We start from the raw sequence: 12,186 nt of genomic DNA on the forward strand, positions 1-12,186 counted from the left end.
CCGGGTTGGCGCTTTAGCGCTTACCCGGAGCGGCGCGGCGATATGGATACGTCGTGCACGCGTTCGCTGCGTCGTGCATCATGTGGGATTCATGAAGTATGCGAAGCCGCTCGTGCGGCCGCAAATTGGTCGGACCACATCGCGTCAGGAGATATCAATGGGACAGCACAGCGAGCGAAACAGCGCGCTGGGTCATGTCATCAGACAGATCGAAAGCAGGCTGCTCGACCCGGATCTGACGCCGGGTGCGCGGTTGCCGTCCGAGCGCGCCATGGCCGAATCGTTCGGCACCTCGCGCTCGACCGTACGTGAAGCCGTCGCGCGGCTCGTCGCACGCGGCGCGCTCGAAACGCGGCGCGGCGCCGGCGTGTTCGTCAGCGCGGCGCCGCAGGTCATGCCCGATTCGCTATGGCTGCAGCGCAGCGGCGAAGGCGCGCCGCAGCGCCGCGAAACGCTCGAATTCCGCGCAATTTTCGAATGCTGTGTCGCGCGCTTCGCAGCGGAGCGCGCGAGCGCAGACGAGCGCCAGCGCCTCGCCACCGTGCTGCGCGATATGACGCGCGCGGTATCGGCCGGCGATGTCGAAGCCGAAGCGCGCGGCGACGCGACCTTTCATCTGACGCTCGCGGCGATGGCGCACAACTTCATGCTGACGCGTTTCTATACGACGGTTGTCGATCAGCTGCGCGATCACATCACGCGCAATACGTATGCGGCGATGCTCGATCTGCCGCATGCGAAAGAGCGCTCGATGGCGCGGCTCGCACAGCATGAAAGCATCTATCAGGCGATCTGCGAGCACGCGCCCGATGGCGCCGCGCAGGCGATGGCGCAGCATCTCGCGTTTGTCGGCGAGCAGTTCAACGCAGGGTAAAAGCGCGGGGCGAAAGCGCGAGACAAAAGCGCGAGACAAAAGCACGAGACAAAAGCACGCGCGATGGAGCGCGGAGTGAGCGGCTGGCGTCGCCGCTCAGCCTTGCCGCCGCAACTGCAGCGCGTACGTAAACCGGTTCGCCGGAAACACGCTGACGGTCACCTCGAACACGGCCCCGTGCTGGTCCACGTAATGGCGCGTGATTTCGAGCGCATGACCATCCGCTTCAACCGCGAGCGGTTTCGCGAGCCGCGCGGGCACGCCGACCGCGCGAATCTCCTGGCGCACTTCGCGCACACTGCGACCGAAGCGTTCCTCGACCATTCCGCAGATCAGCCCCGAACTCTTGCGCAACTCGCGCCGGATACCGGCGCCGACCGTCGGTTCGAGATAGACGTCGGTCCAGCAGATCGGCTCGTCGGGCTTCGCGGCATCGACGCGCAGCAGTTCGACGCGCAGCCAGCGCGACCCGGTTTCGACGCCGAGCTGGGCAGCGAGCGTCGGGCTTGCCGACACTTCGCCGATGGATTGCACATGCCGTTCGGTGACCACCGCGAACTGGACCAGATCTTCGACGCTCGATAACGACTGCTCGTATGCGACACGCGGCTTGCTCGCTTCGACGCGAATGCCCGCGCGCTTGCGCCGCGAAATAAGCCCGAGTTCCTGGACCTTTTCGAGCGCGGAGCGCACGGTCGCGCGGCTCACGCCGAATTGCGCGGAAAGATCGAGTTCGCTCGGCAGTGCCGCGCCGACTTCGAATGTGCCATTGCCGATCGCCTCTATCAGTTGGTCCGCCAGCTCGGCGTATCGGGGTTTCATGACAATTTTCCTTGATCGATGAAGCGCCGGTGCCCGGCGCGCGCTAATGCTAGCCCGGGTGTCGCGCGCTGCCAAGTCAGGGCTGGCGCGGCGCCGGACGGGCCGCGGCGCCTACAGGTAAACCCGAGGTTGACCCGTCCCACATGCTGACAATATAGTCCGGACTTATTCTAAATGTACGGACTTATTCAGGCTTGCTTCGTGGCGCTTGTTTCTCGAAGATTGGTCAGTCGAATAGTCCAGTGCGTGCGCCGCCCCGAACGGCACGCCAAACGGAGACGAGCATGGCTTTTCATACCGACACCGCGAACCCCCGCAGCGCCGACGCGGAACGCGCCGCGGCGCGCGGCAAGCCGCCGGTCTACGCGCGGCTCGGCGTGCAGATCGTCGCGGGCATCGCCGCCGGCGTGGCGCTCGGCTTTATCGCGCCGAAGCTCGCGGTCGATATGAAAATTCTCGGCGACATCTTTCTGCGCCTGATCAAGATGATCGTCGCACCGCTCGTGTTCCTGAACGTGGTGCTCGGCATCGCGGCGGCCGGCGACCTGAAGAATGTCGGCCGCATCGGACTGCGCGCGCTGATCTACTTCGAGATCGTGTCGACCATCGCGCTCGCGTTCAGCATGGTCGTGGCGAATCTGTCCGGCGTCGGCGCGGGCATGCATCTGACGCAGAACGCCGCCGACGCCGCGGCTGCGCACGCACAGTACGGCAAGGCTGCGCCCGCGTCGTTCGAGCACTTCATGCTGACGCTCTTTCCCGACAACTTCGTCGGCGCGTTCGCGAACGGTTCGCTCCTGCAGGTGCTCGTCATTTCGATCGGCTTCGGCGCCGCGTTGCTGATGCTCAAGCAGGACACGCGCGGCAGTGTCGAGCACGCCTTGACGCGCATGTCCGAAGTGTTCTTCAAGTTCGTCGACGTGATCATGAAGTTCGCGCCGCTCGGCGCGTTCGGTTCAATCGCGTTTGCGATCGGCAGCAGCGGCATGAATGCGGTGATCTCGCTCGGCTATCTGCTGATCGTGATGTATCTGTCGCTGGCGTTCTTCGTTGTCGTGGTGCTCGGCATCGTGTTGCGCCTCTATGGCTTCAATGTGTTCCGCTTTCTGCGTTACTTCAAGGACGAAATTTTTCTGCTGTTCGCGACCGCATCGTCGGAAAGCGCGCTGCCGCGACTTTTCGAAAAGCTCGAGCGGCTCGGATGCTCGCGGCAATCCACGGGCCTCGTTTTGCCGACCGGCTATGCGTTCAACCTCGACGGCACGGCCGTCTATATGTCGCTGTGCGTGATGTTCGTCGCGAACGCCTACGGCATACCGCTGAGCCTGCACCAGCAACTCGGATTGCTTCTGCTGATGCTCGTCACGTCGAAGGGCGCCGCGACCGTGTCGGGTGGCACGTTCATTGTGTTCGCGGCGACCGTCACCGCGTCGGGCATGTTGCCGATCGAAGCGCTGCCGATCCTGTTCGGCATCAACCGCTTTACGTCGCAGGCGGTGGCGATCTGCAACTCGATGGGCAATAGCGTCGCGACGCTCGCGATCGCGAAGTCGTCGGGCGAGTTCGATCCGAACGCCGCGCGCGACGAGTATCAGCGTGTGTTCGGCGCGCGGCCCGGCAAGGTCATCTGATCATCGGATTCTGGTTCGTTCAAGGAAGGGTTATGCGTATCACTGCGGTCAGGGAGATGTCGGTCCCGCTTGAAGGCAATGTGGCGAATGCACTCGTCAGTTTTGCGGAACACGACGTGTCGCTCGTCGCGCTGCATACCGATGTGATTCGCAATGGCAAGCCCGTGACCGGCTATGCGTTCGATTCGATCGGGCGCTTCGCGCAGGGCGGCATTCTGCGCGACCGCATGATTCCGCGTTTGCTCGCCGCGCCGCCGGACAGCCTGCTCGACGCGAGCGGCGAATGTTTCGACCCGCAGAAGGTGCTGCAAACGATCCTGCGCAACGAGAAGCCCGGCGGTCACGGCGACCGCGCGGCGGCGGCCGGCGCGATCGAACTCGCCGTGTGGGATCTCAACGCAAAGCTCTTCGACGAACCCGCGCATGTCACGATCGCGCGCCGCTACGGGCGGCGCGGCAAGACCGAAGGCGTCGATGTGTATGCGGCGGGCGGCTACTACTACGCGGAAGACAGCACGCAGCGCATTGCCGACGAATTCAACGCGTATCGCGAGCAGGGCTTCGACGCGTTCAAGATGAAGATCGGCGGCGCGAGCCTCGAGCAGGACCTCGCGCGCATCGAAGCCGCACTCGGCGTGGCGGGCGAAGGGCAGCGGCTTGCCGTCGACGCGAACGGCCGCTTCGATCTCGATACGGCGCTCGCCTACGCCCAGGCGATCGCGCCGTACGACCTGCGCTGGTACGAGGAGATCGGCGACCCGCTCGACTTCGATCTGAACCGGCAGGTCGCCGAGGCTTACACCGGCCGGATCGCGACCGGCGAAAACCTGTTCTCGCTTCCCGACGTGAAGAACCTGACGCGCTTCGGCGGCATGCGCGCGGGCCTCGACGTGTTCCAGATGGATGCGGGTCTCGCTTACGGGCTCACCGAATACGCGCGAATGATCGAGTTGATCGAAAGCCATGGCTTCGATCGCGCGCAGGCCTATCCGCATGGCGGTCATCTGATCAACCTGCATATTGCGGTCGGGCTCGAGCTGGGCGGCTGCGAAGCGTACCCGGGCGTGTTTCAGCCGTTCGGCGGCTATGCGACCGGATGCGGTGTGGGCGGCGGGCTGGTGCGTCCGACCTCAGCGGCGGGATTCGGTCTCGAAGAAAAAGACGGGCTGCGCCCGTGGCTCGCGCGCCTCGCCGCGTGATGCAACCAGAGCAGTCTCAACGACGCAAAGAAGCAACGAAGCAACGAAGCAACGAAGCAACGAAGCAACGAAGCAACGAAGCAACGAAGCAACGAAGCAACGAAGCAACGAAGCAACGAAGGTCCAAGGAACCTGACGACAATGGCAACCACTGTTTTCGACTCTGCGCTTTTCCGCGACATGTTCGGTACGCCCGAGATGCGCGACGTGTTTTCCGACACCGCCTATCTGGCGCGCTGCATCGATGCGGAGACCGCGCTGGCGCGCGCCCAGGCGAAGGCCGGCCTGATTCCCGAACAGGCCGGGCGCGACATCACCGAGCGCGCCGATTTCGCGAAGCTCGACCTCGAGCAGTTGCGTCATGAGACGGAGATCGTCGGCTATCCGATCCTGCCGCTCGTCAAGCAGTTGAGCGACATGTGCGGCGAAGCGGGCCGCTATGTGCACTGGGGCGCGACGACGCAGGACATCATGGATACCGCGACGATGCTGCAATGCATGCGCGGCGTCGCGATCGTCGAGCGGCAACTCGATGAAGTACGCGACGCCTTGCGCGGTCTCGCGGACAAATACGCCGATACGGTGACGGCGGGCCGCACGCATCTGCAGCATGCGCTGCCGGTCACGTTCGGCTTTCGCGCCGCCGTGTGGCTGTCGTCGCTGCATCGGCATGCGGAGCGGTTGCAGCAGGCGAAGGCGCGCGTGCTGATGGCGCAGTTCGGTGGCGCGGCCGGCACGCTCGCGTCGCTCGGCGACCCGGTGCGCGCACTCGAGACGCGGCGGCTGTTCGCGCAGGAACTCGGCCTGCGCAATCCGGAGATTACGTGGCATGTCGCGCGCGACGGTCTGTGTGAACTCGTGTCGCTGCTCGCGAACATCGGCGGTTCGCTCGGCAAGATCAGCGTCGACGTGATGATCATGGCCGCGTCGGAATTCGGCGAAGTGGCGGAGCCGTTCGTGCCGGGCCGCGGCGCAAGCTCGACGATGCCGCAAAAGCGCAATCCGATTTCAAGCGAACTGATGTTCGCCGCGGCGAAGATGCTGCGCGAGCGCGCCGCGCTGATGCTCGACGGCATGATGCACGACTTCGAACGGGCGACGGGGCCGTGGCATCTCGAATGGAGCGCGGTGCCGGAAAGCTTTCTGCTCGTGTCGAGCGCGCTGCATCAGGCGAATTTCATGCTGCGCGGCCTGCATGTCGACGCGGCGAAGATGCGTAAGAACCTCGATCTGACCGGCGGCCTGATCGTGGCCGAAGCGGTGATGATGGGCCTCGCGCCCGCGCTCGGCCGTCAGCATGCGCATGACGTGGTGTACGACGCGTGCCGCGTAGCGATCGAAGAGAACCGCACGCTCTACGACGTGCTGTCGAAGCACGCGTCGATTCGCGAACGCTTCGACGATGCGCAACTGCGCGCATTGACCGATCCGTCGCAGTATCTGGGCGCCGCATCGTTGATGGCGCGTTATGTGGCGCATGCACCGCGCGATGCGCACGAGGCGCGTCGTTAACGTCCTGTTACGAATAAGCGAGCGATGTAGCACCTGTGTCAAACATCGACTTCTACACTGCGAACCGGGTTCACAGTCATGCACTTAACGTGCAAGGAGTCACAAAATGAACAAGAAGGTGCTTGGCGCGGTGGTTCTCGGTTTTGCGGCATTGGGCGTGTCGACGGCGGCGTCGGCGCATGTCGATGTGGCGGTCGGACTCGGTATTCCGGTGGCGCCGGTTTATGAAGTAGCGCCGCCTCCGCCTCCGCCGCCGGTGGTTGTTGCGCAGGCGCCGGTTGTGGTCGGCTACGGCGGGTATGGTCCGGACTGGCGCGAACGCCGTGAGTGGCGTGAACGCGAATGGCGCCGCCGTGAATGGCGCGAGCATCAGTGGCGCGAGCATCACGATCGCGACTGGCACTAACTCGGCACTGAGGCGGGACTAACGCGGAGTTAGCCGGCGTCCCGCTGGGATGAAGCAGGCCGGCCGCGCCGGGAGGGCGCGGCCGGTTTTGCTTCGGCAGGTGACGATTCGATGGCCGAGGGTCCGGCGGCTGCGGGCTCAACTGCAGCGCCCCTGTTCTTTTCTCGCGCCGTCACTCTTATCTGCACGCTCGACAGATGTTCGCGCATCCGCTGTTCGGCGAGTTCGCTATCTCGCGCGAGCATCGCGGTGACGACCGCCTGATGTTGTTCCGCGAAGCGTTTCCGTGTTTCCTGGTCGACGGTTTTTTCGCGCAGCGCCGGCTTCACGCGCACGCCGTTGATCGCCTCGAGCAGCGCGATGATGGCGGGATTGCGTGTGGCTTGTGCAAGCAGCAGGTGGAAGCGATGGTCCCACTGCTGCCATTCGTAGTCGTCCTTGGTGGATGCGTTTTTTTTGGCGACCTTTTCGAGTTCCGCGAGATCGGCGGGGCTTGCCTTCATTGTTGCAAGCGCGACGAGCGCGGGCTCGATCATAAGCCGCATTTCCGCGACGTCCGACGGACTGGTGCCGACAGAAAGGCCATTCAAGGTCTGCGCGAACCTGAGCGGCCGCGCGCCGAGATACGTGCCGCGGCCGACGCCGCGCCAGATGCGCCCCGCCGCTTCAAGCGACGCGAGCGCGTTGCGCAATTCGCGCCGGGTGACCGCCAGGTCTTCAGCGAGCTTGCGTTCTGCCGGAAGCGAGTCGCCGTCGCGCAGTTCGTGCTGTGCGATGTAGTCGGCGATGCGATCCAGCACCGAAATTTCAGTCATGGTTAAAGCCCCGAACCATTTTGATATTGGTTCGATATTAACATCGGTGGAAGCGCTTTCAATGTTTTTCTTGACTCCGGTTTATTGACCGTAAAACATGCAGTAAGCTGCGAAATAATGCAGCTGGAATGAATGAATCGGTAAGCGAACCAATTGAAATTGGTTCAGTTTGCCGTTTTCCGAAGTTCCCCCTGAAGTTGCGTGCAAGTCGCTTATCGCGAGATCGATTCAATGGCATTCACGACCCGACCCGAACTGATCGGCACCTTCGGCATGGCCGCGTCGACGCATTGGCTGGCCACAGCGTCCGCGATGGCGGTGCTCGAAAAGGGCGGCAACGCATTCGATGCGGCGGCGGCGGCGGGTTTCGTGCTGCAGATCGTCGAGCCGCATCTGAACGGTCCCGGCGGCGAGTTGCCCGTGGTGTTCTACAGCGCGCGTGACAAGCGCGTGCGTGTGCTGTGCGGGCAAGGCGTAACGCCGGCCACGATGACGATCGAGCGGATGCGCGCCATGGGTCTCGACGTGGTGCCCGGCACGGGCTTGCTGCCGGCGGTTGTGCCCGGTGCGTTCGGCGCATGGATGACACTGCTGCGCGATTACGGCGAGTTGCCGTTGCAAGATGTGCTCGGTTACGCGATTGGCTATGCCCAGAACGGCTACCCGGTGGTGCCGCGCATGGCTGCATCGATTCTCGCGATTCAGGATTTCTTCAGAAGCGAGTGGACGACGTCGGCGCAGCAATGGCTGCGCGACGGCGAAGCGCCGCGGCCGAACCAGCTGTTCAGCAACCCGTCGATCGCGGCGACCTACCGGCGCATTCTCGAAGAAGCGGGCAGCGGCGATCGCGCCGCGCAATGCGAGCGCGCGCGGCGCGTGTTCTATTCGGGCTTTGTCGCGGACGCCATCGATCATTACTTTCGTACCGCGGCGGTGCTCGATACGTCGGGCCTGCGCAATCGAGGCTTATTGACCGGCGACGATCTCGCGCGCTGGACGCCGTCGTACGAAGATCCGGTGTCGTACGATTACGCGGGCTTCACGGTGCACAAGACCGGCCCCTGGGGGCAAGGGCCCGTGTTCCTGCAGCAGCTCGCGCTACTGAAGGGCTTCGATCTCGCGAGCCTCGATCCGCTTGGGCCCGACTTCGTGCATACGGTCATCGAGTGCGCCAAGCTCGCGTTCGCCGACCGCGAAGTGTTCTATGGTGATCCTCAGCACGCCGATGTTCCGCTCGACACCTTGCTGTCGGACCGCTACAACGACGCGCGCCGCCAGTGCGTGGACCCCGCGCGCGCGTCGTTCGAATTCCGCCCCGGCGAGCTCGGTGACAGCCTGTTACGCGCGGAAAAGATCGTCGCGAGCGCGGGGCGTCAGCAGCCGGGCGGCTTCGGCCAGGGCGAGCCGAGTTTCGCGCCGCTGCCGGAATTGCGCGGCGACACGGTGCATCTCGATGTCGTCGACCGATGGGGAAACATGGTGTCGGCAACCCCTTCGGGCGGCTGGCTGCAGGCCTCGCCTGCGGTGCCGGGTCTCGGCTTCAACGTGACGACGCGCGCGCAGATGTTCTGGATGGAAGCGGGCTTGCCGTCGTCGCTCGGTCCTGGCCGCCGGCCGCGCACGACGTTATCGCCGACGCTCGTCACGCGCGACGGTGCGCCGTATGCGGCATTCGGTTCGCCGGGCGGCGATCAGCAGGACCAGTGGTCGCTGCAAATGTTTCTGCGGCATGTGCATGCGGGCATGGACCTGCAGGCCGCGATCGATGCGCCGTCGTTCCAGACCGCGCATTTTCCGGCGTCGTTTTATCCGCGTGCGATGCGGCTCGGCAAGATGTCGGCCGAAGCGCGTTTTCCGCAGCGCACGCTGGCCGAATTGCAGGCGCGAGGGCACGACCTCACCGTGGCGGAGCCGTGGGCGTTAGGACGCGTTTGCGCGGTTGGACTGCGCGATGGGCTGATGCGTGGCGCGGCGACGCCGCGGCAGATGCAGGCGTATGCAATCGGGCGTTGAATCCGGCGCCGAATCAGGCGCTGAATCCGGCGTTGGGTATGCGAGCTTGGGTTGGCGCCGCATGTTGCGATCCGATCGTGACATGCAGCCGTAGCGTTGCGTGTGTGTCGTGATGTTCTGCGGTGACGTTCGCGCGTCACGTCGGGCTGCGAGCATCGGACGCTTTGCACAATGAGTGCGCGTGACACGCGCCAGGTCATTCGAGTGTTTTCAAGGGGGTAGATTCATGTCTACAGTTGCGGCTCGACTCGAACGCTTACCGATATCGGGCTTTCATCGAAAGCTGCTGGTCATCGGCGGACTCGGCTATCTGTTCGACGGCCTCGACTCGTCGTCGCTGGCGTTTCTGCTGCCGATCGTGAGCAAGCTCTGGCAACTGAGCAGCGCGCAGACCGGCCTCGTCGCGAGCAGCACGTATATCGGTTACTTCTTCGGCGCGTTCCTGTCCGGCGTCGCCGCGGATGTGATCGGACGGCGCCGCATCATGATGAGCGCGCTGTCGATCTATTGCCTGGCGTCGTTCGCAAGCGGCCTTGTCGACGACTGGCACGCGTTCTTTGCGCTACGGATGGTCGCGGGCTTCGGCTCGGGCGCCGAAGCGGTCGTGATTGCGCCGTTTCTTGCCGAATTCGTGCCGCGCCGCTATCGCGGCGTGTTCTGCGGCGCGCTGGTCGGCTTTATGTCGTTCGGCTATCTGACGTCGTCCGTGCTCGGCTTTGCGGTCGTGCGCAATTTCGCGGACGGCTGGCGCTATGTCGCGATGCTGACCGCGGTGCCGGTCGTGATGCTGCTGTGGTGGCGGCGCTCGCTGCCCGAGTCGCCGCGCTGGCTCGAAAGCCGCGGGCGTCTGCGCGAGGCCGACGAAATCGTGACGAGCGTCGAAGACAGTTTTATCAAGCGCGGCATGACGCTCGCGCCGGTGCGCCAGGTGGTGCTCGACGGGCCGCCATCGCCGGGGCGCCGCATGCACGGCGCGCGCGACGTGAGAAGGGGCGGCGCATGGCGCAACATCGCCGAGCTATGGTCGACGCGGCTTGCCGGCGTGACCGCGATCAGCTGGGCGATGTGGTTTTCCGTCGCGTTCGCGTACTACTCGTTTTTCGCGTGGATTCCGAGCCTGCTCGTCAAACAGGGCTTCACGATCACGCAAAGCTTCGGATATTCGATAGCGATCTACGCGTCGCAGATTCCTGGCTATTTCTCGGCCGCGTTTCTGAACGAGCGGATCGGGCGCAAGGCGGTGGTGTCGTCGTATATGTTGCTCGGCGCGGTCGCCGCGATCTGTCTCGCGCTGTCGAGCGCCGAGCTCGAAATCATGGCCGCGGGCATGTGCCTGTCGTTCTTTATGAACGGCGCGTTCGCGGGCGTCTATGCGTACACGCCTGAAATTTTCCCGACGGCGGTGCGCACCACGGGCGTCGGTTCGTCGTCGTCGTTCGGGCGCATCGGCTCGGTCAGTGCGCCGATTCTGGTCGGCTTTGTCTATCCGGCGTTCGGCTTTATCGGCGTGTTCGGCATGACGACCATGGTGCTGGTGGTCGGTGCGTCGATTGTGTTTTTCCTCGGCATCGAGACGCGCAACCGCTCGCTCGAAGATATCGAAAAGCACGAACTGGCCGCGCGGCTGGACATCGAGGCGTTGCGCGGCTCGAGGCGCATTCACGGCTGATTCATCGAAACCAGCAGAAACATCGAAACCATCACAGGAACCCAGCGGACCATCGATATGCAACCCGACCCCCGCCTGCTCGATCTGCCGGATGTCTCGCGGCTCGCGCGCGCATTGCGCACCGCGCGTCAGCCCGACGCGATCTTCCGCGAGATCTACGCGGTCGCTTGCGAAACGCTGGGCTGCAAGCTCTTTACGATCATGTCGTTCGACGCCGAACGGTATGAGGTCGAACGGCTGTACACGAATATGCCGACCGTCTATCCGCTAGGCGGCCGCAAGAAGAAACGCGGCAGCGCGTGGGCCGAACACACGCTCGAAAATCTGCTGCCGTTCCGCGCCACCGACGCGGCCGGCATTCGCGCCGCATTCGACGATCACGCGGTGATCACCGGCATGGGGCTTGGCTCGATCCTGAACATTCCGGTTGCGTACGACGGGCAATGTGTCGGGACGATGAACCTGACGCACGTCGAAGGCTGGTACACGCAGGCGCACGAGGAAGCCGGGCTCGTGCTTGCGTCGTTTCTTGCCGCGCCGCTCGCGCTCTATCTGCGCAATGCGAAGCCGAAGACGACGCAGCACGTGCGAGCCGGCTGCGCCTGAAAGAAAGCACTGATGCGACTGGCGCCGCCGCCGCTCGCCGCGACGCGCTTTTTACGTCAAACCGCTTACCTCAAACTTCAAACGTAGATATCGACCTTCGAATCCGACGGCTTGTCGGTGTCGCCAGCGGATGCATCGGGCGACGCCGGCTGCTGCGGCTTATGCCCGCTCGTGTGGCCCGAATGGTGCGGCGCGTGCGGCGTCGAATGGCCGGTGGCCTGATGCGACGTCTGCCCGGACTGCGGATCGGACCAGAGCACGTCGAACAGCGACGGCTTCTTGATGTCCTGCGTAGTGACGACGTCGCCGTCCTTGCCGCCTTTGGTCGGGTTTTGCTGTTCGTCGCGCTTCTGCTGCACTTGCGCCGCGATGCGCTGCGCTTCATAAACCTGCCGGCCTGCAATTCTCATTGCTGCTCCTTCTTTTGATGTCGGCAAAAATGATTGGTCTGACTAAACCTTCCGAACAGTTTACGACGCTTTTAAAGATTTCTTTACCCTTTCGCAAACAAGATTGCTGCAAGGCCGCACGGCGGGTCACCCATGCCGAGGTCATGGTTAGCGCGAATCGCTTTGGGCTGGCAGAATTGCGCTCTTACAGCAAAGCGAAGCAGCTTCGCGTCGCCGTCCCCCCACTCGA

At 63.9% G+C, this 12,186-nt stretch carries 11 protein-coding genes; 8 read left to right on the plus strand and 3 right to left on the minus strand.

Going from position 1 to position 12,186, the window contains the following annotated elements; all coding sequences use genetic code 11:
• Positions 1–157 precede the first annotated feature (157 nt).
• Positions 158–874 carry a FadR/GntR family transcriptional regulator gene (locus tag KZJ38_RS02605; RefSeq protein ID WP_219798661.1) on the plus strand — a complete coding sequence of 239 codons (717 nt, stop codon included), beginning with the start codon at positions 158–160 and terminating at the stop codon, positions 872–874.
• 96 nt (positions 875–970) lie between these two features.
• Here KZJ38_RS02605 and KZJ38_RS02610 read toward each other — a convergent pair whose 3' ends face one another.
• On the minus strand, positions 971–1,696 hold the full coding sequence (locus KZJ38_RS02610) for a GntR family transcriptional regulator (protein WP_219798662.1): 726 nt from the start codon (positions 1,694–1,696) through the stop codon (positions 971–973).
• A gap of 284 nt (positions 1,697–1,980) precedes the next feature.
• Here KZJ38_RS02610 and KZJ38_RS02615 point away from each other — a divergent pair, with 284 nt between their 5' ends.
• The 4 genes from KZJ38_RS02615 (at position 1,981) to KZJ38_RS02630 (ending at position 6,444) form a co-directional block, all read left to right on the plus strand.
• Positions 1,981–3,327 carry a cation:dicarboxylate symporter family transporter gene (locus tag KZJ38_RS02615; RefSeq protein ID WP_219798663.1) on the plus strand — a complete coding sequence of 449 codons (1,347 nt, stop codon included), beginning with the start codon at positions 1,981–1,983 and terminating at the stop codon, positions 3,325–3,327.
• Between the two features lie 32 nt (positions 3,328–3,359).
• Positions 3,360–4,526, plus strand: coding sequence for an enolase C-terminal domain-like protein (locus KZJ38_RS02620; protein WP_219798664.1), 1,167 nt, complete (start codon positions 3,360–3,362; stop codon positions 4,524–4,526).
• Between the two features lie 141 nt (positions 4,527–4,667).
• On the plus strand, positions 4,668–6,038 hold the full coding sequence (locus KZJ38_RS02625; RefSeq protein WP_219798665.1) for a class-II fumarase/aspartase family protein: 1,371 nt from the start codon (positions 4,668–4,670) through the stop codon (positions 6,036–6,038).
• Positions 6,039–6,144: 106 nt separating this feature from the next.
• Positions 6,145–6,444: a hypothetical protein gene (locus KZJ38_RS02630; protein WP_219798666.1), complete on the plus strand. Its 300-nt coding sequence runs from the start codon at positions 6,145–6,147 to the stop codon at positions 6,442–6,444.
• 29 nt (positions 6,445–6,473) lie between these two features.
• Here the strand turns inward: KZJ38_RS02630 and KZJ38_RS02635 are convergent, their stop codons facing one another.
• Positions 6,474–7,259: a FadR/GntR family transcriptional regulator gene (locus tag KZJ38_RS02635; protein WP_219798667.1), complete on the minus strand. Its 786-nt coding sequence runs from the start codon at positions 7,257–7,259 to the stop codon at positions 6,474–6,476.
• 231 nt (positions 7,260–7,490) lie between these two features.
• Between KZJ38_RS02635 and KZJ38_RS02640 the strand changes: the two genes are divergently transcribed.
• From KZJ38_RS02640 to KZJ38_RS02650, 3 genes are all read left to right on the plus strand, one after another.
• Positions 7,491–9,272 carry a gamma-glutamyltransferase family protein gene (locus KZJ38_RS02640; RefSeq protein WP_219798668.1) on the plus strand — a complete coding sequence of 594 codons (1,782 nt, stop codon included), beginning with the start codon at positions 7,491–7,493 and terminating at the stop codon, positions 9,270–9,272.
• A 226-nt stretch (positions 9,273–9,498) separates the two neighbouring features.
• On the plus strand, positions 9,499–10,941 hold the full coding sequence (locus KZJ38_RS02645; protein ID WP_219798669.1) for an MFS transporter: 1,443 nt from the start codon (positions 9,499–9,501) through the stop codon (positions 10,939–10,941).
• A gap of 57 nt (positions 10,942–10,998) precedes the next feature.
• The gene (locus KZJ38_RS02650) at positions 10,999–11,547 is read left to right on the plus strand and encodes a GAF domain-containing protein (protein WP_219798670.1); all 549 of its coding nucleotides are present in this window, start codon (positions 10,999–11,001) and stop codon (positions 11,545–11,547) included.
• Positions 11,548–11,624: 77 nt separating this feature from the next.
• Here KZJ38_RS02650 and KZJ38_RS02655 read toward each other — a convergent pair whose 3' ends face one another.
• Positions 11,625–11,957, minus strand: coding sequence for a hypothetical protein (locus KZJ38_RS02655; protein WP_219798671.1), 333 nt, complete (start codon positions 11,955–11,957; stop codon positions 11,625–11,627).
• Positions 11,958–12,186: the final 229 nt, after the last annotated feature.

This window comes from Paraburkholderia edwinii, assembly GCF_019428685.1.
In the GTDB taxonomy this organism is placed as follows: domain Bacteria; phylum Pseudomonadota; class Gammaproteobacteria; order Burkholderiales; family Burkholderiaceae; genus Paraburkholderia; species Paraburkholderia edwinii.